The following is a 21004-nucleotide window of genomic DNA, read 5'->3' as shown; positions in this document are numbered from 1 at the left end:
ACGTCGTCCCTGTGCTCGGCCGTCCTGGTCCTCTGGCGCGTGTCTGCGCGCATGCGGACGCCGATCTCCACCGGCTGCAGCCGAGGACACCCGTCACCGCCGGGAGTCGTCACGCGCTGCCGGACCGGGCGGATCAGCCACGCCGGTCGTAGCGTCCGTGCATGAGCGAGTCGAGCCCTGACTTCTACGACCTGGAGGAACTCCTCGAGCCCGAGGAGATCGAGATCCGCGACCGGGTGCGCGCCTTCTGCGAGAAGGAGGTGACCCCGCGGATCAACGAGTACTGGGAGCGCGCCGAGTTCCCCTTCGAGCTGGTGCCCAAGCTCGCCGAGGTGGGCATCGCCGGCGGCACCATCGAGGGCTACGGCTGCCCGGGGATGAGCAACGTCTCCGCCGGGCTGGTGGCCGCGGAGCTCGCCCGCGCCGACGGCAGCATCGGGACCTTCAACGGCGTGCACAGCTTCCTGGCGATGCAGTCGATCGCGATGCTCGGCGACGAGGAGCAGCGCGAGCGCTGGCTGCCCGCCATGGCCCGGCTGGAGGAGGTCGGCGCCTTCGGCCTCACCGAGCCCGCCCACGGGTCGGACGCCGTCGGCCTGGAGACCTCCGCCCGCCGCGACGGCGACTCCTACGTGCTCAACGGGCAGAAGAAGTGGATCGGCAACGGCAGCATCGCCGACCACGTGATCATCTGGGCCCGCGGTGAGGACGGCGCGGTGGGCGGCTACGTCGTCGACAAGGGGACGCCGGGCTACGAGGCCCGGGTGATGACCGGCAAGACGGCGCTGCGCGCGGTGTGGCAGGCCGAGATCACGCTGACCGACGTCCGGGTGCCCGCGGAGAACAGGCTGGCCAACTGCCACAGCTTCAAGGACGTCTCGAAGGTGCTCGACCGCACCCGCTACACCGTCGCCTGGCGGGCGCTCGGGCTGGCCACCGCCTCCTACGAGCTGGCGCTGGCGCACGCCCTGCGCCGGGAGCAGTTCGGCCAGCCGATCGCCGGATACCAGCTGGTGCAGGACAAGCTGGCCCGGATGCTCGCCGAGATCACCGCGATGCAGCTGATGTGCTGGCGGCTGTCCAAGCTGGCCGACGCCGGCCGGATGACCGCGGCCATGGCCTCCCTGGCCAAGATGAACCACGCCGCCAAGGCCCGGGCCATCGTCGCCGACGCCCGCGACATCCTCGGCGGCGACGGGATCCTCATCGACCACCACGTGGCCCGGCACCACGCCGACATGGAGGCCGTCTTCACGTTCGAGGGCACCGACTCGGTGCAGGCGCTCATCGTGGGCCGGGAGATCACCGGGCTCTCGGCGATCAGCGGGCGGCGGCCCGAGCGCCGCTGATCGGACGGCGGAGGTGCCGGCCGCTCAGCCGACCCGGCTGAGCGGCCGCGACACCGACGTCAGCTCACGGCACTCCGGGCACGCCGTCCGGCCGGCGCCGACGCGCTGCCAGTCCTGCGAACCCCACACCTGCACGATCGCCCCGCAGACGGCGAGCTCCACCTCGCCGTCCAGCTCGGTCGACGGCCGGTGGGCCTCGACGGCGTGCCACGGTCTGCTCTGCTCGGTCGGCCGCCCCGGCGACCAGCGGTCCGGCCGGGCAAACCCCACTGCATAGGACTGCACGCTCGAGTTGTGCCCTACCTCACATCGGCAAAACAACACGAACAGGTCACGGCGGTCCTGGTCAGGAGGTGTGTCCGTCGCCACCGCGGGGAACCCAGCAGGGGTCCCCGCACCCCGAGGAGTCAGCCGTGACCCAGACCGAGAGCCAGCGCGACGTGGTGGACCTGCTGAGCGCCGACCACCGGGAGTTCGACGCCATCTTCACCCAGCTCGAGGGCCTGCTCGGGCAGACCGACCCCGACTCCCTGCGGCGCAAGCGGGAGCTGGTCGATGAGGTGACGATCGGCCTCGTCAAGCACTCCGTCGCCGAGGAGACGCAGGTCTATCCGCGCGTGGAGAAGCAGGTGGACAAGGAGGAGGCCGAGCACTCCAAGCACGAGCACGCGGAGGCCGAGGAGACCATGAAGCGGCTGGAGCGGATGGACCCCGACGACCCGCAGTTCGACACCGAGGTGGCCACCCTGATCCGCGAGATCCGCCACCACGTCGAGCACGAGGAGAGCCGGATGTTCACCGAGCTGCGCGCCAGCTTCAGCCGCGACGAGCTGGTGGAGATGGCCCAGAAGGTGGAGCGGGTCAAGGCCATGGCGCCGACTCGCGCGCACCCGATGACCCCGAACGAGCCGGGCGTGCGCACCGTCCTCGGACCGGTCGCCAGCCTGCTGGACCACCTCCGCGACGCCGTCAGCGGCCGAGGCAAGCACAAGAGCTGAGCGCACCGGCCGAGCCCACCGGCGGCTCCTCGCGCGCGCTACCGTCGAGGGGTCGCGATCACGGAGGAGCACGTCGGTGGAACCTGTCAGCCTGCTGGTCGGTGCGGCGCTGCTCGCGGTCGGCTTCCTCGGCGGTCGGCTGAGCCGCCGCCGTCCCGTTCCCCCGCCGCAGCCGCCCGCGCCGCTGTGCGGATGCGGCCACACGCTCAGCCAGCACGACACCGAGACCAACACCTGCTATGCCGAGCTGCGCCGCGACGTGCACGACAAGCGCGGCCGTTGGACCGGGCACCAGTGGGTGCCGTGCACCTGCCGGCAGTACGTCGGCCCGCGCCCGATCGACGAGGTGTTCATGCCGCGGCTGCTGCCGCCGGCCACCGACTGAGTGAGCCGCCGTCCTGGAGAGCGACCAGGGACACCCTCGTGGTGCCGTCGCGTTCGACGGCGTGCACGACCGCCTGCGGGAGACCGCGGCGGCCTACCTGGCGCAGCGCTGACGACGCTGCGGGGGAGCCCGGTCCGGGCTCCCGCGCAGGGCACCGGGTCGGTGATCCGTTGTCGAGACGGTATCGTTCCGTTAGCCTGTCCTCGGGTCCAGACGCCGGCCCGCCGCTCGTCCCGCAGCACGGTGGCCGGCTCCCCGTCGCCTGGTGTGCGCCCGGAGGTGATCGCTTGCCCCTCCCGCCGTCTCCCCAGGCCGGAGCTCTCGTCGTCGAGGTCGACCTCGGTGCCGGCCGCCTGAGCGTGACCGGCCGGCTGGACGCCCGGACCGCCCGCGTCCTGCACTCCGCGGTGTCCGGCCTGCTGCTCACCGAGCAGCAACGGTGGGTGCTCGACGTCGGCGGGGTCACCGTGACCGACCACACCGGACTGCGCGCGATCGGCGCGGCCTACCGTCGCCTGCTGCGACACGGCCGCCGGCTGACGCTGTGCCGCGCCTCTCCCGAGCTCCAGCGGGTGCTGGTGCGGCTGCACCTCGGCCGCCACCTGCTGGACGACGACCACGCCGAGCGCGTCCCGGCCTGACCGGCGTCCGGCGCCGGACCCGGGGACCGCGACGACCCCACCCACCGGTCGCCTCGCGCGGCGGAGGCCGGCCGACGCGGTCACACCGGGACGACGGCCCCGGGCCGGCGACCGACCCGGGGCCGCGGGTGGGGAGGACGGGGTCCTCTGTCAGTCCGGGGTCTCGACGGCGGCGAGGACCTCGTCGTCGCTCGGGTTGCGCAGGACCCCACCGTGCCGCCACACCACCACGGGCAGGTCGTCCTCGGTGACCCCCAGCTCGGCGAGCACCGCAGCGCCGTCGCCGCCGGCGTCCAGGTCGACGAAGCCGGCCGCCAGCCGGTGGCTGCGCGCCAGCTCCTGCAGCCGCCGGCTGTCCGGTGACCCGCCCCGGCCGACGATGCGCAGGTCGGCGGCGAGCTCCAGCAGCCGGGAACGGCGCAGCAGGAAGGCCCGCAGCACCATCTCCTTGAGCGCCGGGTCGGCCGTGAACACCTGCCGCAGCTGCTCGCGCTCGACGCGCAGCACCTCGGCCGGCTGCAGCACCAGCGCGGTCAGGGACACCGGCTGCTCGCTGAACAGGTCGAGCTCGCCGAGGAAGCGGTGCGGTCCGTGCACCGAGATGACCCGCTGATCGGGCCGGCCGAGGTCCTCCACGATGGCGACGGTCCCCGAGACGACGACGTGGAAGGCGTACCCGGCGTCGCCCTCGCGGAAGAGCGTGTCCCCCGGCGCGCACCGCAGCCGGGTGGCAGAGCGCTCGACCAGCGCGATCTGCTCGTCGGTCAGCCGGGGGAAGGCGCCGTCCCGGTCCGGGCTCTCGGGGAGGTCGGCCGGCACGTCCGCGGGCACGTCGCCCGCCTCGGGGCGGGACTGGCCGCGCCGTTGACCGAGCGCCGGCACCACGAGCCCGGTCAGTCCGTCGTCGCCGGAGGGCGACAGCGCCTCCTCCCCGGCGGCGGCGAGCAGCGCGGCGGTCAGGGAGTCGGTGTCGAACGGCCCGGTGTGCCGGCGGCCGTTGACGAAGAAGGTCGGGGTACCGGTGACACCGCTGGCCTCGGCCGACTCGACGTCCTCCTCGACCCGGCGGGCGAACCGGCCCGACCCCAGGTCGCGGGCGAAACGGGACACGTCGAGGCCGACTGCCGCGGCGTACTCGAGGAGGTCGGTCGGCATCAGCCGGTCCTGGCCGGCGAACAGCCGGTCGTGCATCTCCCAGAACCGGCCCTGGGCCCCCGCCGCCTCGGCGGCCTCCGCGGCCAGCCGGGCGTGCGGGTGGACGTCGACCAGCGGCACGTGCCGGAAGACGTAGCGCAGCCGGTCGCCGAAGCGCTCCCGCAGCTCCTCGACCGTCCCGGTGGCGCGGCCGCAGAACGGGCACTCGAAGTCGCCGTACTCGACGAGGGTGAGCGGCGCGTCGACCGGCCCGCGGACGTGGTCGCGCTCGAGGTCCACCGGCGGGTCGAGCAGGACCGGGCGGATCCCGGCACCGGGGGGGCGGCGACGGTCGGCCACCCGGAACAGCGCCCAGCCCAGCAGCGCGGCCAGGACCGAGGCGACCAGGACGCCGACCCGCGCCTGGTCGGCCCGCCCCTCGTCGTCGAAGGCGAGGTCGACGATGAACAGCGAGATGGTGAAGCCGATGCCCGACAGCGCGGCTCCGCCGGCCAGCTGCAGCCAGGTCAGACCGGGGGCCAGCTCCCCGAGGCGCAGCCGGACCGCGAGGCCGGTGCCGAGCAGGATGCCGACGAGCTTGCCGAGCACCAGGCCCGCGACGACGCCGAGGGTGATCGGCGAGGTGGCCGCGGTGCGCAGCGTCTCCCCGGTGAACGGGACGCCGGCGTTGGCGAGGGCGAACACCGGGACGATCACGAAGCTGGTCCACGGCTGCCACAGCTGCTGCAGCCGCTCGCTGGCCGACACCGACCGGTCGATCGACAGCCGGGCGGCGCGGGCGAACTCGGGGTTGGGCGACTGCTGGTAGGCCCGCGTCAGCCGGGCGGCGTCCGCCACCTCGTCCCGGCGGGCCGCGTAGGCCGGCGTGAAGAGGGCGATCACCACCCCGGCGAGGGTGGGGTGGACGCCGGAGAGGTACATCGCGATCCAGACCGCGATGCCGAGCACCAGGTAGGCGGGCCCGCGCCAGACGTTGAGGTAGGGCAGGCCCACCATGAGCGCCAGCCCGAGCAGTGCCAGGACGAGCGGGCCGACGGCGAGGTCCTCGGTGTAGAAGAGCGCGATCACGGTCAGCGCACCGACGTCGTCGGCGATGGCCAGGGTGAGCAGGAACAGCCGCAGCTGCGCCGGGCAGGCCGGCCCCACGAGGGCGAGCACGCCCAGCAGGAACGCGGTGTCGGTGGAGATGACCACGCCCCACGCCGAGGCCGCCTCGTCGCCGAGGGTGAAGCCGACGTAGACCAGCGCCGGCACCGCGAGGCCGGTGACCGCCGCCAGCGCGGGCACCGCGGCCCGCCGCCGGTCGGTGAGCTCGCCCAGCACCAGCTCGCGCTTGATCTCCAGGCCGACGACGAAGAAGAAGAACACCATCAGGCCGTCGTTGACCCAGTGCTGCAGGTCCAGGGCGAGCTCGGCGCCGGCGAACCGGACGGCGAACTCGGTGTGCCAGAAGTCCTCGTAGCTGCCACCCCACGGCGAGTTGACCCACAGCAGCGCGGCGACGGTGGCGGCGAGCAGCAGCCCGGCGCTCCCGGCCTCGGTGCGCAGCCGCCGCCGCAGCGGGGCGACCCGCGCCAGCAGGCCCCACCCGCCGGACGTGGACTGCCGGGTGACGCTGGTGCTCACCGCGACGCCTCCCCCGCCGTCGGAGTCGGCTGCTGGGGGTAGAGCTGGGGCCCGGTGACGCCGCAGTGCAGGCACTCCTCCAGGGGGATGCGGGTGGCCGGCCCCGGTTGCTCGACGCCCAGCGGACGGCGGACGAGGACGGCAGCCACGAGCGCCCCGGCGACCAGCAGCCCGGCGCAGAGGAGCATCGCCGTCCGGAAGCCGGCGTCGAGAGCGGTGGGGTCGGTGTACGCGTCGCCGGTGATGCCTGCCGCGACGGGCACCACGGCGACCGCGAGCAGCCCGGCGGCCCGGGCGACGGCGTTGTTCACGCCCGAGGCGACACCGGCGAAGCGGTCGGCGGCGGAGTCCAGCACCGTCGCGGTCAGGGGCGCCACGAGCAGGGTCAGCCCGGCGCCGAAGAGGGCCGCCGCAGGGAGCACGTCGGGGACGTAGGAGGCGTCGGGTCCGATCCGCCGCATGAGCAGCACCCCCGCGGCGGCGACCAGCGGACCGGCGGTCATCAGCGGGCGCGGACCGATCCGCTGGGCGAGGGCCCCGACGCGGGCGGAGAACAGCAGCATCAGCACGGTGACCGGCAACAGCGCGGTGCCGGCGAGCAGGGGGGAGAAGCCGGAGACCACCTGCAGCTGGAGCACGAGCAGGACGAACAACGCGCCCAGGGCGGCGTAGACCAGCAGCGTCACGGCGTTGGCCGCACTGAACTGGGGGTCCCGGAAGAGGGCGGGCGGCACCAACGGGTCCGTCGAGCGGCGCTGGGCGAACGCGAAGGCGACGAGCGCGACCACCCCGACCGCGCCCCAGGCCAGGTACGCCGTACCACCCCCGGGCTCCCCCGCCGCCGTCAGTGCGTAGGTCAGGCAGCCCAGGCCCGCGGCGACCAGCGCCGTCCCGGCCCAGTCCAGCCGCTGCGTGGCCTCCGGGTCCCGCGACTCGGGCACGTGCCGGGCGGCCACGGCGACGATCACCACGGCCAGCGGCAGGTTGACCAGGAAGACCGCGCGCCAGCTCCACTCCACCAGCCAGCCGCCGACGAACGGACCGATCGCTCCGGCGACCCCGCCCAGCCCCGACCAGGCACCGACCGCCGCGGCACGGTCACTGCCGTGGAAGGACGCCGAGATGATCGCCAGGCTGCCGGGGGTCAGGAGCGCCCCCCCGACCCCCTGCAGGGCCCGGGCCGCGACGAGGGTCCGCACGTCGGGCGCCAGGCCGCAGAGCAGGGAGGCGCCGGCGAACCAGACGACGCCGACGATGAACACCCGCCGCCGGCCGAACCGGTCGCCGAGCGAGCCGCCCAGGAGGATCAGCGACGCCAGGGTGAGGGTGTAGGCGTTGACCGTCCACTGCAGGCCGGAGAAGCCGGCGTCGAGGTCGGTGCCGATCCGCTCGAGGGCCACGTTGACCACGGTCGCGTCGAGGAACGCCAGGCCCGAGCCCAGCACCGTGGTGAGCAGCACCCACCGGGCCCGCGGCGTGCCCATGCGCAGGCCGCCGTCCGGGGCCACCGCTGCTCGACCCATGGCACCTCCCACTCCTGCCTTCCTGCAGGCGGCCCCTGCAGGGTCCCACCGCGAGCCTGCGAGTGGTGGGGGCAGGGAGTCCTCGGTCAGCCGTACCGCGCGACGAAGTTGGCCAGCAGGCGGCTCGGCTCGGTGACCACCGCCTGGCTGACCCGGGTGATGAGCTCCTCCATCTCCGCGGGCGGGAAGTAGCCGGCGTGCTGGTAGACCCGCACCCGGGTGACGACGCCGGCGACGTCGAGCTCGGGGTGGAACTGGGTGGCGTAGACGTTGCGGCCGACCCGGAACATCTGCACGGGGCAGCGGGCCGACGTCGCCAGGAGCACGGCCGAGCGCGGCAGCACGCGGCAGGCCTCCTTGTGCCCGACCAGCGCGTCGAAGACGTCCGGCACCCCGGCGAGCAACGGGTCGGCCCGGCCGGCGTCGGTCAGCGTCACCGGGATGCAGGAGACCGGCTCACCGTGGGTGCGGTCGACCACCCCGCCCTGGTGGACGCCGAGGGTGCCGATGCCGTAGCAGGCGCCGAGGAAGGGCAGGTCGCGGGCGACGACCTCGTCCAGCAGTCCCGACAGCTCCGCCTCGATCCGGTGCTGGACGGCGGACTTGTCCTCGGCCGGGTCGCTGGAGTTGAACGGCCCGCCGCCGAGGAACACCCCCGCGTAGTCGTCGAGGTCCAGGGGCGGCAGCGGGCCGGCCTCCAACCGGATCCGCCGCAGCTGGTGCTCCTCCAGGCCGGTCGCGCGCAGGAAGGCGGCGTACTCGTCGTCCGCGGCCTCGTCCTCGGGCCGCGAGGCCAGCAGGAGGAAGGGCCGCACGGGCGCCGATGCTAGGACGTGCCCGACGGGCCCGTGCCGACGGGAGCGCCGCACAGGTGGGTGCTCGGCGAGGCCGACGGGCCGTCGGCCACCGGGTTCGTGCCCGACGGTCCGTCGGGCACCGCGGAGCGCCGCCGCGGCGCCACCGACGCCGGAGGTCCGTGGGACACCCCCTGGCCGCGCGACCCCCGCCCCGGAAGTCCTTCCGCCGCTCGCGCGTCCGTGGTCGACTTCGCTGCACCGCCCCGGCGGGGGTGTGACCGGCACCTGGAGGCAGGGATGTCCCTGGAGCAGGACGTGGCGGCGGCCCGCCGGGCCGTCGACGAACTCGAGGCGGCGTGCAGCCCGCTCACCCGGTACTTCGGGGACACGGTGGACGCACGCCGGCTCAGGATCGACGTCGCCCGCTTGCGCGACGACCTGACCCTGTTGTGCGGGGCCGCGGCGACCCGGGGGGTGCCCGGCGTCCCGTTCTCGCCCGGCGTCTCCTGGGACGACGGCTACGACGACGGGGTCGCCGGGTCCGGGCGCACCGTCCGGTGACGAGGACCGCGCCGCACGGCACCGGGGCGGCCTCCCCGGGGCACGGCGACGGGCCCGCCCCGGGGCGTGCGGCCATCACGGCGCGCACCCTGCGCACGGACCGGTGGTGGGTGCAGCCGCTGCTGACCGCGCTGGCGCTGGTGGCCTTCGTCGTCTACTCGAGCTTCCGGGCGTTCCAGAACGCGTACTACTTCTCCGAGCCCTACATCTCGCCGTTCTACTCACCGTGCATCACCACGGCCTGCGAGGGCGACACCTTCCCGAAGCTGTTCACCGGCCCGGACTGGATCTCCCCGGCGATCTACATCCTGGTCTTCCCGCTGGGCATCCGGCTCACCTGCTACTACTACCGCAAGGCCTACTACCGGTCCTTCTGGCTCTCCCCACCGGCCTGCGCGGTCGCCGAGCCGCACCGGCGCTACAGCGGTGAGACGCGCTTCCCCCTCATCGGGCAGAACCTGCACCGCTACTTCCTCTACACGGCGCTGGTCATCAACGTGATCCTCTTCTACGACGCCGTCCTCGCGTTCCGCGACGAGACCGGCGCGTGGGGGCACATGGGGCTCGGCACGGTGATCCTGCTGGTCAACGCGGTCCTGCTGTTCCTCTACTCGCTGTCGTGCCACTCGTGCCGGCACATCGTCGGCGGCCGGCTCAACTCCTTCTCCCGGCACCCGGTGCGCTACCGCTTCTGGACCGTCGTCTCCCGGCTCAACGCCCGGCACATGCAGTACGCGTGGGCCTCGCTGGCCAGCGTGGCGCTCGCCGACCTCTACGTGTTCCTGCTGGCCACCGGCACGATCTCGGACCTGAGGTTCTTCTGATGACGGAGTCCATCTGATGGAGCTCGAGAGGCACGCCTACGACGTCGTGGTCGTCGGAGCCGGCGGCGCCGGCCTGCGGGCCGCGATCGCCGCGCACGAGGCAGGGGCGCGCACGGCCGTCGTCTGCAAGTCCCTGCTCGGCAAGGCGCACACCGTCATGGCCGAGGGCGGGATCGCCGCGGCGATGGGCAACGCCTACCCCGAGGACGACTGGCGGGTGCACTTCCGGGACACCATGCGCGGCGGGAAGATGCTCAACCACTGGCGGATGGCCCAGCTGCACGCGCAGGAGGCGCCCGACCGGGTGCGCGAGCTCGAGGACTGGGGCGCGCTGTTCGACCGCACCCCCGACGGGCTGATCAGCCAGCGCGACTTCGGCGGCCACCGCTACGCCCGCCTCGCGCACGTCGGCGACCGCACCGGTCTGGAGCTGATCCGCACCCTGCAGCAGCGCACCGTCGCGCTCGGCGTGGACGTCTACATGGAGTGCACGGTCACCCGGCTGCTCACCGACGAGGAGGGGATCACCGGCGCGTTCGGCTACTGGCGCGAGTCGGGGCGCTTCCTCGTTTGGGAGGCCCCGTCGGTCGTGCTGGCCACCGGCGGGATCGGCAAGGCCTGGAAGGTCACCTCGAACTCGTGGGAGTACACCGGCGACGGGCACTCCCTGGCGCTGGCGGCCGGCGCCGGGCTGGTGAACATGGAGTTCGTCCAGTTCCACCCCACCGGGATGGTGTGGCCGCCGTCGGTGCGCGGGATCCTGGTCACCGAGAGCGTCCGGGGCGACGGCGGCGTGCTGAGGAACTCCAGCGGCAACCGCTTCATGTTCGACTACATCCCGGACTTCTTCCGCAAGGAGACGGCGGAGACCGAGGACGAGGCCGACCGCTGGTACGACGACAAGAAGAACAACCGGCGTCCGCCCGAGCTGCTGCCCCGCGACGAGGTCGCCCGCGCCATCAACAGCGAGGTCAAGGCCGGCCGGGGCTCGCCGCACGGCGGGGTGTTCCTCGACATCGCCAGCCGGCGCCCCGCCGAGTACGTCCGCCGGCGGCTGCCGTCGATGTACCACCAGTTCAAGGAGCTGGCCGACGTCGACATCACCGCCGAGGCGATGGAGGTCGGCCCCACCTGCCACTACGTGATGGGCGGCGTCGAGGTCGACCCGGACACCGCTGCGGCGTCGGTCCCCGGGCTGTTCGCGGCCGGCGAGGTCGCCGGCGGCATGCACGGGTCCAACCGGCTGGGCGGCAACTCGCTGTCGGACCTGCTGGTGTTCGGCCGGCGCGCGGGTGCGGCCGCGGCCGAGCACGCGAGCAAGCGGGCCGGCGTGGTCGCGCTGCGCGAGGAGGCGCTCGCCGAGGCGGCGCGGGCGGCGCTGGCACCGTTCGAGCGGGAGGGCGGGGAGAACCCGTACGCGGTGCAGTCCGAGCTGCAGCAGACGATGCACGACCTGGTCGGCATCATCCGCACCGCCCCGGAGATGGAGCGCGCGCTGGAGCGGATCGCCGTCCTGCGGGAGCGGGTGGCGGCGCTGTCGGTGGAGGGCCACCGGCAGTACAACCCCGGCTGGCACCTGGCGCTGGACCTGCCCCACCTGCTGGCGGTCAGCGAGTGCGTCGCGCGGGCCGCGCTCGCCCGCGAGGAGAGCCGCGGCGGGCACACCCGCGACGACTTCCCCGCCACCGACCCGGAGTGGGGGCGCACCAACCTCGTCTGCCGGCGGGCGCCGGACGGCACGGTCGTGATCGACCGGCAGCCGCTCCCGCAGATGCCGCCGGAGCTGGCCGAGGTCTTCGAGGAGCAGCCGTGACGGAGCCGGGTGAACCCAGCATCGGTGCGACCGACGACGGCCGGGGCGGTGGCGCCGGTGACGGAGGCGGCGGGGGCTACGACGCCACCTTCCGCGTCTGGCGCGGCGACGCCTCCGGCGGTCAGCTGCAGACCTTCACCGTCCCGGTCAACGAGGGCGAGGTGGTCCTCGACGTCATCCACCGCCTGCAAGCCACCCAGGCCGGCGACCTCGCCGTCCGGTGGAACTGCAAGGCGGGCAAGTGCGGGTCGTGCAGCGCGGAGGTCAACGGGCGGCCGCGGCTGATGTGCCTGACCCGGATGAGCACCTTCGCCGAGGACGAGACGGTGACGGTCACCCCGCTGCGGACCTTCCCGGTCATCCGCGACCTGGTCACCGACGTCTCCTACAACTACGAGAAGGCCGCGCGGATCCCGGCGTTCACCCCCCGGCCCCGGGACCCCGACGGCAACCACCGGATGCAGCAGGTCGACGTCGACCGGCCGCAGGAGTTCCGCAAGTGCATCGAGTGCTGGCTGTGCCAGAACACCTGCCACGTCATCCGGGACCACGAGGAGAACAAGCGCGCCTTCGCCGGGCCGCGGTTCCTCATCCGGCTGGCCGAGCTCGACATGCACCCGCTCGACGTCGTCGACCGGCGGGACGCCGCCCAGGAGGAGTTCGGCCTCGGCTACTGCAACATCACCAAGTGCTGCAGCGAGGTCTGCCCGGAGGGCATCCACCTCACCGACAACGGGATCATCCCGCTCAAGGAGCGGGTGGTCGACCGCAGGTACGACCCGCTCACCTGGCTCGGCTCGAAGATCCGGCGGCGCCGCCCGGACTGATCACGGGCGCTGGCCGGAGTGATCACGGCGCCCGCTCACCCCGGGCAGGCGCGCGCCGTCCGCGGTGACGGCTGCTTGACGTCCTCGTGACGCCCGCGCCCGATGCTGTGCGTGGAGCCCGCGTGCCCGTGGGCACGCGGGAGGGCCGGCGTCCGCCACGCGCGCCGGTGTCGCTGCTGGGGCTCGCCGGCCGCGGCGTCCTCCGCGTCGCCCGGCGGCTCCGTACGTGATCCACCCACCCGAGAGGAGCAGTACCCCCATGACCGCTCCAGAGCCCGAGATCGACTGCGACGACTCCCCGAAGCTCACCGCCGAGGAGTGGGAGGCGGTCGCCGTCCTGTCCGCGGAGCAGGAGGACGACGCCTGATGGCCCGGATGCCCGGGGCCCACTGGAAGCCCCTCCCCCGCCCCTCCAACTCCCGCATGGCCCGCTACGACCTCGTGGTCATCCACACCATGGTGGGCTCCCTGGCCGGCACCGACGGCTACTTCCGACGGCTGACCAACGGCGTCAACTCCCACTTCGGCACCGGCGGCGGTGGCGAGGTCTACCAGTGGGTCGACACCGCCGTCCGCTCCGGCGCGAACGCCGCCGGCAACCACCGCTCCATCACCATCGAGAACGCCGACATGGGGCCGGGCTTCGCGCCCTGGAACACCAACGACGGCGCGGCCGTGCCGGCCTTCACCGACGACCAGGTCGAGACCATCGCCCAGATCTGCGCGTGGGCTCACCGGGAGCACGGCGTCCCGCTGGTGGCCGCCCCGAACAGCCTGCCCCGCTCCCGCGGCGTCGCGTTCCACCGCCAGGGCATCGACCCGTGGCGCGTCCCCGGTGGCGAGGTCTGGTCCTCGAGGCGCGGCAAGGTCTGTCCGGGCAACCGCCGGGTGGCCCAGATCCCGCAGATCATCGCCCGCGCTCGGCAGATCGCGGGGCTCGACCACATCCCCGAGGAGGACTGGACCTCCGCACCCATCAGCGAGGAGGACCCCGGCCGCACCCGCCGGGCGGTGCACCACACCCCGATCGCGCCCAACGGCTAGATCGAGAACGGCAGCCCTGGGCGGCTACCCGCGACGCCGGTGTCGACGCCGAGACCGGGCCCCGGCAGCGCGAGGGGACCGACGCGGGTCCCGGGGACCGGGAACACCACCCGACCCCCGAGGATGGGCGCCGACGGGCGTCGGGTGGTACCGGGACGACCGCCGGGCGGCCCCCGTGGGGCCTGCGGTCAGCCGTCCCGCTGCTCGGCGGCCCGCCGCTCGGCGCCGGTCTCCTCGGCGTAGCCGACGTCCTGACCGGCCACCCGGCCGACGAACGTGTCCGACTCGCCGGTCCCGGTGGTGGCCTGCGCATCAGGGGCGTCGTCCGGCCCGCCGCCGGTCGCGCGGCTCAGTGCCTCGGCGTCGTCGCGGTCGACGTCGTCCTCACCGGGTCGGGGGTCTGTGTCCATCGTCGTCCTCCCGTCGACGTGCGCGGTCCGCGCCGTCCCGGAGTACCCCGGCGGCCGCGGCCAGAGCCCACCGACCACGCCCGTCACGGGCGTCACACGCGACCTGGGCGGTTGGCGGGATCTGCCAGCATCACCTCATCAGTTCGTGGGACCTGCTGCACAACCTCGCCCCCGGGTCCGCCGATGGTGGCGGCATGGCACGCCGCCTCTCCCTCGCGAGGACCCAGACCCAGCGCCGGGTCGCCCCCGCAGCCGCGCCTGCCCCCTGGTGGCGGGACGCGGTCGTCTACCAGGTCTACCTGCGCTCGTTCGCCGACAGCGACGGCGACGGGATCGGTGACCTGCGCGGGCTGCGGCAGCGGCTGCCCTACCTGTCCTGGCTCGGCGTGGACGCCGTGTGGATCAACCCGCACTACCCCTCGGGCGGCGCGGACGGCGGCTACGACGTCGTCGACTACCGGGCGGTGGACCCCGACTACGGCGACGTGTCCGACCTCGAGGCGCTGGTGGACGACGCCCGCAGGCTGGGTCTCCGGGTCGTGCTCGACGTCGTCCCCAACCACACCTCGGACCAGCACCCGTGGTTCCAGGCGGCGCTGGCCGACCCGGACTGCCCCGAGGCCGCGCGCTACCACTTCGCCCCGCCGTCGGAGGAACCGCCGAACAACTGGCAGTCGCTGTTCGGCGGACCGGCCTGGTCGCGCACCCCGGACGGTCGCTGGTACCTGCACCTGTTCGCCCCTGAGCAGCCCGACCTGAACTGGCGCGACCCGGCCGTGGCCGAGGACTTCGAGCGCACGCTGCGCTTCTGGCTGGACCGCGGCGTGAGCGGCTTCCGCGTCGACGTCGCCTACGGCCTGTACAAGGACGCCGGCCTGCGGGACAACCCCGGCGCCTACTCCCCCACGCTGTTCGGCCACGGCCCCGAGCAGGCGATGACGTGGAACCAGCCCGAGGTGCACGACGTGTGGCGCCGCTGGCGGTCCATCTGCGACGAGTACCCCGACACCATGCTGGTCGGCGAGGTCTGCCTGGCCGACCTCGATCAGGTCGCGCTGTACTCCCGCCCCGACGAACTGCACCAGTCGCTGTCGTTCCGGCTGCTGAAGTCGCCGTGGGCCGTCGCACCGTTCGCCGAGGCCATCACCAGTGCCCTGGACGCCTACGGGCGGGTGGGCGCCCCGGTGTCGTGGGTGCTGGGCAACCACGACAAGGAGCGGCAGGTCACCCGCTTCGGCGGCGGCGAGGTCGGGGCCGCCCGCGCCCGGGCCGCGGCGCTGCTGACGCTGGCGCTGCCGGGCTCGGCCTACCTGTACGCCGGTGACGAGCTGGGCCTGCCGCAGGCGCACGTGCCCGACGAGGCCAAGCAGGACCCGATCTTCCACCGCAGCGGCGGCGCCCGTGCCGGCCGCGACGGCTGCCGCGTGCCGATGCCGTGGAACCCGACCGAGGGGGTCGGTTTCTCCCCCGAGGGCGCGGCCGAGCCGTGGCTGCCCATCCCCGCCGACTGGGGCCGCTACGCCGTCTCGGTGCAGACCGGGCAGGGCGGCTCCACGCTGACCCTGCACCGGCGCGCGCTGGCGCTGCGCAGGGCGCACCCGGCGTTCTCCGCGGGTGCGGCGACGGTGACCACCCGCGGCGACGTGCTGACCATCCGGTCGGTCGGCCACGGCGAGGCGGTGCGCTGCGTGGTCAACACGGGCAGCGAGACGGTGCTCGCCGGCTGCCCGGGCCAGGTGCTGCTCGCCTCCACCGCGGCGGTCCGGCGCTCCGGCGGCACGGTCGCGCTCCCGCCGAACAGCGCGGTCTGGGTGCTCGAGGAGTGAGGAAGGCCCCCTGGCCGGCGGACGTGACGGGGCGTTGACGGCGGCCTGCGACCGTGTCTCCCCTGCGTGTCCACCGACCCGGGAGGAGGGCCATGAGCGAGCTCCTGCTCTGCGGCGCGACCGGCGACCTGGGCGGCCGGATCGCCGTCCGGCTGGCCGAGCGACGGATCCCGTTCCGGGCGCTGGTCCGGCCGTGCAGCGACACCGCCGCCCTGCGGTCCGCGGGCGTCGAGCTCAGGGTCGGCGACCTCACCGACCCGCCGAGTCTCGACCGGGCGCTGGCCGGGGTGCGGACGGTCGTCACCACCGTCCACGGCATGGGACGCAGCCTGGGCGGGGCGCGGGACGTCTCCATCGAGCGGGTAGACCGCGACGGGAACGCCGCGCTGGTCCGGGCGGCCGAGGCGGCCGGCGTCGAGCGGTTCGTGTTCGTCTCCGCGCAGGGCATGACCGACGCCATCGTGGACCTGGTGCCCCTCTTCGCCGCGAAGCGGGCCACCGAACGGTTGCTGCAGGCCTCACCCGTGCGGTCGGTGCTCGTCCGGCCGGCCGCGTTCCAGGAGACCTGGTTCGGCCCGGAGGCCGGCATCCGGCCGGACAAGCGGCTGGCCGTCATCCACGGTCGCGGTCGCACGCCGCAGCCGTACGTCGCCGAGGACGACGTCGCCGAGGCCTGCGTGCGCCTGGCCACGATGGACGACCCGCCCGAGGCGGTGGACCTCGGAGGACCGGAGGCGCTGACCCGGCACGAGGTCGTCGACGCCTTCGAGCGCGCGCTCGGCGTGCGCATGCGCCGGGTCGTCGTCCCCCGCCGGGTGCTCGCGGTCGGCGCCCGGGCCCTGCGCCGGCGTCGCCCGGAGCTCGCCTCGGCCCTGGGCATCGCGTGGTGCAGGGACGTGCGCGAGGACGGGGGCGCCGAGTCGCTGCGGGCCCTCGGCATCGAGCCGCGGGCGGCATCGGCGCACATCGCCGCCCGGGCACGAGCCGTCGCCGCCGCCTGACGTCGCGGGTCCCCGCGGCCGCCGCTCGGGCACGTGCGCAGTGACCGCACCCCGCCGCAGCGTCCGGCCGAGGGCCTCGCTCAGCCCTCGGTGCCGGTGGCCGTCGTGAGCTGGTCGGCGTACCTGCGCCGGGCGTCCTCCAGCGCCTCGACGGCCTTGTCCCGGCGCTCCCAGCCGCGGGTCTCGGCGGACTTGTCGGGTGCGAGGGCCTCGTAGATCTCGAAGAAGTGCCAGATCTCGGCGATCTGGTGCATCGGCACGTCCTCCAGCTCCTGCAGGTGGCGGTGCCGCGGGTCGGTCGCGGGGACGCACAGCAGCTTGGCGTCCGGGCCCCGCCGGTCGTGCACCCAGAACACGGCGATGACCCGGGCGCGGACGAGGCACCCGGGGAAGGTGGGCTCGGCGAGCAGCAGCAGGGCGTCGATGGGGTCGCCGTCCTCGGCCAGTGTCTCGGGGACGAACCCGTAGTCGCCCGGGTAGCCGGTCGCGGTGAAGAGCATCCGGTCGAGCCGGATCCGACCGAGCCGCTGGTCGTACTCGTACTTGTTCCGGGATCCCTTGGGGATCTCGACGATCACGTCGGCTTCCACGGACTCCCCCTCCTCGGTGGGACCCCAGCGCCCGGGTCCGTCATGGCCCAGGCGACCCTGGCCCGGCGCCCGCCGTGCGTCAACCCGATCACGGGCGGTTCCAGGACACGGGCCGATCCCGCCCGACCCACTCCCGGAGCCGACGCGTCGGGGAGTGCGAGGACCCGGGCCGACGCCGCGCGCGCCGCGACGGCCGACTCAGTCGCCGGTCACCGCGTCGGCGGGGGTGCGCAGCCGGACGGCGTCCAGGCCGACCAGCACGCCCAGCTCGTCGGCGACCATGACGATGTCGGTGATCCGACCGTCGGCGACGGTGAGGACGTCGATCACCCGCAGCCAGAACTCCCGCCCGGTGGCCGGTAGCGGACCGGCGGACGTCGTCCAGGTGCCGACCTGGCGGCCGCCCATCCGGAAGGCGACGGCGACCCGGTCCCCCTGCTCGACGACCGACAGCACCTCGCGCCGCACCGGGGCGAAGGCGTTCTGCACCGCCCGCGCCCGGGCGACGAAGTCCGCGGGCGACATCGACGTGCCGTTGACCGTCACCGGATCGGCGTACAGCTCGCGGAAGGCCGCGGCCGCGGCACCGTCGTCCACCGGCAGCGGGTCCGACCAGAGGCGCAGCAGTCGCTCGACGTCGAAGGCCACCCGTCCAGGCTGGCGACCGCGGCTCGACCCGCACAGGGCCCGACGTCCCGCCGCGGGTCCGATGCGGTGTACAAGGAGGAGGCACCGACCCGCGGCACGAGGAGCCCCATGGTCCCCCTGACGAGCAGCCCGGCGACCGACCTGACCGCGGCGCTGCGCCGCGCGGGGGTCGGCGACGTCGACGACTCCGGCCTGGCCCGGGCGCTGTACTCCTCCGACGGCTCCCTGTACCGGGTGCTGCCCCGCGCCGTGGTGCGACCGCGGCACCCCGACGAGATCGAGGCGACCCTCGCCGTCTGCCGCGAGCTCGGCGTGCCCGTCACCGCCCGGGGCGCGGGCACCTCGATCGCCGGCAACGCGGTCGGCCCCGGCGTCGTCCTCGACACCAGCCGGTACCTGTCCCGCGTGCACGGCATCGACCCCGAGGCCCGCACGGCGACCGTGGACCCCGGCCTGGTGCAGGCGGCGCTGCAGACCGCTGCCCGGCCGCACGGGCTGCGCTTCGGCCCCGACCCGAGCACCCACAACCGCTGCACGATCGGCGGGATGATCGGCAACAACGCCTGCGGGTCGCGTGCCCTGGGCTACGGCCGGACGTCGGACAACGTGGTCGGCCTCGACGTCGTCACCGGTGCCGGCGAGCGGCTCAGGCTCGGGCCGGGCGGCGCGGCGAGCGGCGGCGTGCTCGACGAGCTGCGACGGCTGGTGGACGGCGAGCTGGCGGCGATCCGCACGGAGCTGGGCCGCTTCGGCCGGCAGGTGTCGGGCTACTCGCTGGAGCACCTGCTGCCCGAGCGCGGCTTCGACGTCGCCCGTGCGCTGGTCGGGAGCGAGGGCACGCTCGCGGTGGTCCTCGGCGCGACCGTGCGGCTGGTCGCCGACGCCCCCTTCCGCGGCCTGGTCGTGCTCGGCTACCCGTCGATGGCCGACGCCGCCGACGCCACCCCGGGCCTGCTGCGGCACGGGCCGACCGCCGTCGAGGGGCTCGACCAGCGGATCGTGCAGCGGCTGCGGGACGTCCCTGCCGCCGTCGTCCCGGACCTCCCCCGTGGCGACGGCTGGCTGATCGTCGAGCTGACCGGCGACAGCGTCGCCGAGATCGAGGCGACGGCGAAGGGCCTGGTCGCCGACGCCGGCGCGCTGGACACCCTCGTGGTCACCGACGCCGCCGAGGCCGCGGCGATCTGGCGGATCCGCGAGGACGGCGCCGGGCTGGCCGGCCGCACCTCCGAGGGCCGGCCCGCGCACGCCGGCTGGGAGGACGCCGCCGTCCCGGTCGAGCAGCTGGGCGCCTACCTGCGCGACTTCGAGGCGCTGCTGGACCGGCACGGGCTGCAGGGCGTCCCGTACGGCCACTTCGGCGACGGCTGCGTGCACGTGCGGATCGACTTCCCGCTCGGCAAGGGCCCCGACCGCGGCCGCGAGGCCTACCGGGCCTTCGTGACCGACGCCGCCGCGCTGGTCGCCCGCTACGGCGGCTCGGTGTCCGGCGAGCACGGTGACGGCCGGGCGCGCAGCGAGCTGCTGTCGGCCATGTACTCGCCGCACGTGCTCGGCCTCTTCGAGCGGGTGAAGGGCCTGTTCGACCCCGACGACGTGCTCAACCCCGGCGTCCTGGTGCGTCCGGCACGGGTCGAGGACGACATCCGGGTGGCCGCCGCACCGCGGTGGGCGGCGACCACCCCGCCCACCCTGGCGCTGGCCTACCGTCACGACGGCGGCGACTTCTCCGCCGCGGTGCACCGCTGCACCGGCGTCGGCAAGTGCCGGGCCGACCTGCAGGCCAGCGGCGGGGTGATGTGCCCGTCGTGGCCGGCGACGCGGGAGGAGAAGGACACCACCCGCGGCCGGGCCCGCGTGCTGCAGGAGATGCTGGCGCCGGGTGGGCCGGTGCGGGACTGGCGGTCCCCGGAGGTGCACGCGGCCCTGGACCTGTGCCTGTCGTGCAAGGGCTGCTCGCGCGACTGCCCGACCGGCGTGGACATGGCCTCCTACAAGGCCGAGGTGCTGCACCAGAGCTACCGCCGCCGGCTGCGCCCGCGCTCGCACTACACGCTGGGCTGGCTGCCGCGCTGGGCCGACGTCGCCGCCCGCGCGCCCCGGCTGGCCAACGCGGTCACGAGGTCGCGTCTCGGCGGCCGGCTGGCCAAGTGGGGCGCCGGCGTCGACCAGCGCCGCTCCCTGCCGGCGTTCGCCTCCCGCACCTTCCGCGATCAGTGGCGTTCCCGCCCCGACCGAGGGCCGGCTCCGGCCGGGGACGGCCGCGGGGCGGGTGGGCGCGCGGTGGCGCTGTGGGTCGACTCCTTCACCGACCACTTCGCCCCCGAGGTCGCTCTCGCCACCGCGGCGGTGCTGGAGGACGCCGGCTACCGGGTGCAGGTGCCCCCCGCCGAGGCGTGCTGCGGGCTGACCTGGATCACCACCGGACAGCTGGACGCCGCCCGCCGCACCCTGGGCCGCACCGTCGAGCTGCTGACCCCCCTGGTGGACGACGGCATCCCGGTGGTGGGCGTGGAGCCCTCGTGCACCGCGGTGCTGCGGCACGAGGCCCTCGAGCTGGTCGGCGGACCGGCTGCCGGACGGGTCGCCGCGGGCACCCGCACGCTGGCCGAGCTGCTGCGGGAGACGCCGGGCTGGTCGCCGCCGTCCCTGGCCGGCGTCGAGGTCGTCGCCCAGCCGCACTGCCACCACCACGCCGTCCTGGGGTGGGCGACCGACGAGCGGCTGCTGCGCGAGGCCGGCGCCACGGTGACCCGGGTCGGCGGCTGCTGCGGGCTGGCCGGCAACTGGGGCGTCGAGCGCGGCCACCACGAGGTGTCGGTGGCGATCGCCGAGCACCAGCTGCTGCCCGCCGTCCGGGCCGCGGGGCCGGACGCCGTCGTCCTCGCCGACGGCTTCTCCTGCCGCACGCAGCTCGACCAGCTGGCCGGCCGCGACGCGGTGCACCTGGCCCAGCTGCTGGCCCGGGCCGCGGGTGCCTGACGTC

General features: G+C 74.6%; 19 protein-coding genes. 12 read left to right on the top strand and 7 right to left on the bottom strand.

What is annotated here, in order from left to right; genetic code table 11:
• Positions 1 to 161: 161 nt before the first annotated feature.
• On the top strand, positions 162 to 1349 hold the full coding sequence (locus tag ACU610_RS02655) for an acyl-CoA dehydrogenase family protein (protein ID WP_446766173.1): 1188 nt from the start codon (positions 162 to 164) through the stop codon (positions 1347 to 1349).
• A 24-nt stretch (positions 1350 to 1373) separates the two neighbouring features.
• Here the strand turns inward: ACU610_RS02655 and ACU610_RS02650 are convergent, their stop codons facing one another.
• The gene (locus ACU610_RS02650) at positions 1374 to 1634 is read right to left on the bottom strand and encodes a hypothetical protein (RefSeq protein ID WP_446766172.1); all 261 of its coding nucleotides are present in this window, start codon (positions 1632 to 1634) and stop codon (positions 1374 to 1376) included.
• Positions 1635 to 1762: 128 nt separating this feature from the next.
• Between ACU610_RS02650 and ACU610_RS02645 the strand changes: the two genes are divergently transcribed.
• From ACU610_RS02645 to ACU610_RS02635, 3 genes are all read left to right on the top strand, one after another.
• The gene (locus ACU610_RS02645; RefSeq protein ID WP_446766171.1) at positions 1763 to 2347 is read left to right on the top strand and encodes a hemerythrin domain-containing protein; all 585 of its coding nucleotides are present in this window, start codon (positions 1763 to 1765) and stop codon (positions 2345 to 2347) included.
• A 76-nt stretch (positions 2348 to 2423) separates the two neighbouring features.
• Positions 2424 to 2732, top strand: coding sequence for a hypothetical protein (locus ACU610_RS02640; protein WP_446766170.1), 309 nt, complete (start codon positions 2424 to 2426; stop codon positions 2730 to 2732).
• A gap of 287 nt (positions 2733 to 3019) precedes the next feature.
• Positions 3020 to 3373, top strand: a complete 354-nt coding sequence (locus ACU610_RS02635) for an STAS domain-containing protein (RefSeq protein ID WP_446766169.1) — start codon at positions 3020 to 3022, stop codon at positions 3371 to 3373.
• A 150-nt stretch (positions 3374 to 3523) separates the two neighbouring features.
• On the opposite strand, the gene nhaA is transcribed toward ACU610_RS02635, so the two are convergent.
• The 3 genes from nhaA to ACU610_RS02620 all read right to left on the bottom strand — a co-directional run bounded on the left by nhaA (position 3524) and on the right by ACU610_RS02620 (position 8492).
• Positions 3524 to 6154: a Na+/H+ antiporter NhaA gene (nhaA, locus tag ACU610_RS02630; RefSeq protein ID WP_446766168.1), complete on the bottom strand. Its 2631-nt coding sequence runs from the start codon at positions 6152 to 6154 to the stop codon at positions 3524 to 3526.
• Positions 6151 to 7677, bottom strand: coding sequence for an MFS transporter (locus ACU610_RS02625; protein WP_446766167.1), 1527 nt, complete (start codon positions 7675 to 7677; stop codon positions 6151 to 6153). The genes nhaA and ACU610_RS02625 overlap by 4 nt, the downstream gene beginning before the upstream one ends.
• 86 nt (positions 7678 to 7763) lie before the next feature.
• Positions 7764 to 8492, bottom strand: coding sequence for a glutamine amidotransferase (locus tag ACU610_RS02620; protein WP_446766166.1), 729 nt, complete (start codon positions 8490 to 8492; stop codon positions 7764 to 7766).
• 279 nt (positions 8493 to 8771) lie between these two features.
• On the opposite strand from ACU610_RS02620, the gene ACU610_RS02615 reads away from it, so the two are divergent.
• The 5 genes from ACU610_RS02615 to ACU610_RS02595 all read left to right on the top strand — a co-directional run bounded on the left by ACU610_RS02615 (position 8772) and on the right by ACU610_RS02595 (position 13543).
• Positions 8772 to 9035 carry a hypothetical protein gene (locus ACU610_RS02615; protein ID WP_446766165.1) on the top strand — a complete coding sequence of 88 codons (264 nt, stop codon included), beginning with the start codon at positions 8772 to 8774 and terminating at the stop codon, positions 9033 to 9035.
• Positions 9032 to 9859: a hypothetical protein gene (locus ACU610_RS02610; RefSeq protein WP_446766164.1), complete on the top strand. Its 828-nt coding sequence runs from the start codon at positions 9032 to 9034 to the stop codon at positions 9857 to 9859. Before ACU610_RS02615 ends, ACU610_RS02610 begins: the two co-directional genes overlap by 4 nt.
• A gap of 16 nt (positions 9860 to 9875) precedes the next feature.
• The gene (locus tag ACU610_RS02605) at positions 9876 to 11672 is read left to right on the top strand and encodes a fumarate reductase/succinate dehydrogenase flavoprotein subunit (RefSeq protein ID WP_446766163.1); all 1797 of its coding nucleotides are present in this window, start codon (positions 9876 to 9878) and stop codon (positions 11670 to 11672) included.
• Complete coding sequence (locus ACU610_RS02600; RefSeq protein WP_446766162.1) at positions 11669 to 12499, top strand: succinate dehydrogenase/fumarate reductase iron-sulfur subunit; 831 nt, start codon at positions 11669 to 11671, stop codon at positions 12497 to 12499. Before ACU610_RS02605 ends, ACU610_RS02600 begins: the two co-directional genes overlap by 4 nt.
• Positions 12500 to 12865: 366 nt before the next feature.
• Positions 12866 to 13543: a peptidoglycan recognition protein family protein gene (locus tag ACU610_RS02595; protein ID WP_446766161.1), complete on the top strand. Its 678-nt coding sequence runs from the start codon at positions 12866 to 12868 to the stop codon at positions 13541 to 13543.
• Between the two features lie 188 nt (positions 13544 to 13731).
• On the opposite strand, the gene ACU610_RS02590 is transcribed toward ACU610_RS02595, so the two are convergent.
• A complete protein-coding gene (locus tag ACU610_RS02590; RefSeq protein WP_446766160.1) occupies positions 13732 to 13953 on the bottom strand; it encodes a hypothetical protein in 222 nt (73 codons plus the stop codon).
• Between the two features lie 194 nt (positions 13954 to 14147).
• Between ACU610_RS02590 and ACU610_RS02585 the strand changes: the two genes are divergently transcribed.
• Both ACU610_RS02585 and ACU610_RS02580 read left to right on the top strand, forming a co-directional pair.
• Positions 14148 to 15779: a glycoside hydrolase family 13 protein gene (locus tag ACU610_RS02585; RefSeq protein WP_446766159.1), complete on the top strand. Its 1632-nt coding sequence runs from the start codon at positions 14148 to 14150 to the stop codon at positions 15777 to 15779.
• Positions 15780 to 15871: 92 nt separating this feature from the next.
• Entirely contained in the window at positions 15872 to 16780 is a 909-nt protein-coding gene (locus ACU610_RS02580; RefSeq protein ID WP_446766158.1) for an SDR family oxidoreductase, read from the top strand.
• An 80-nt stretch (positions 16781 to 16860) separates the two neighbouring features.
• Here ACU610_RS02580 and ACU610_RS02575 read toward each other — a convergent pair whose 3' ends face one another.
• Together ACU610_RS02575 and ACU610_RS02570 are read right to left on the bottom strand one after the other, a co-directional pair.
• The gene (locus ACU610_RS02575; protein ID WP_446766157.1) at positions 16861 to 17370 is read right to left on the bottom strand and encodes an inorganic diphosphatase; all 510 of its coding nucleotides are present in this window, start codon (positions 17368 to 17370) and stop codon (positions 16861 to 16863) included.
• A 198-nt stretch (positions 17371 to 17568) separates the two neighbouring features.
• Positions 17569 to 18018 carry an ester cyclase gene (locus ACU610_RS02570; RefSeq protein ID WP_446766156.1) on the bottom strand — a complete coding sequence of 150 codons (450 nt, stop codon included), beginning with the start codon at positions 18016 to 18018 and terminating at the stop codon, positions 17569 to 17571.
• Positions 18019 to 18126: 108 nt separating this feature from the next.
• Here ACU610_RS02570 and ACU610_RS02565 point away from each other — a divergent pair, with 108 nt between their 5' ends.
• The gene (locus tag ACU610_RS02565; RefSeq protein WP_446766155.1) at positions 18127 to 21000 is read left to right on the top strand and encodes an FAD-binding and (Fe-S)-binding domain-containing protein; all 2874 of its coding nucleotides are present in this window, start codon (positions 18127 to 18129) and stop codon (positions 20998 to 21000) included.
• Positions 21001 to 21004: the final 4 nt, after the last annotated feature.

The organism is Geodermatophilus sp. URMC 61, assembly GCF_052931555.1.
This window is presented reverse-complemented; position numbering and strand designations above follow the sequence as displayed.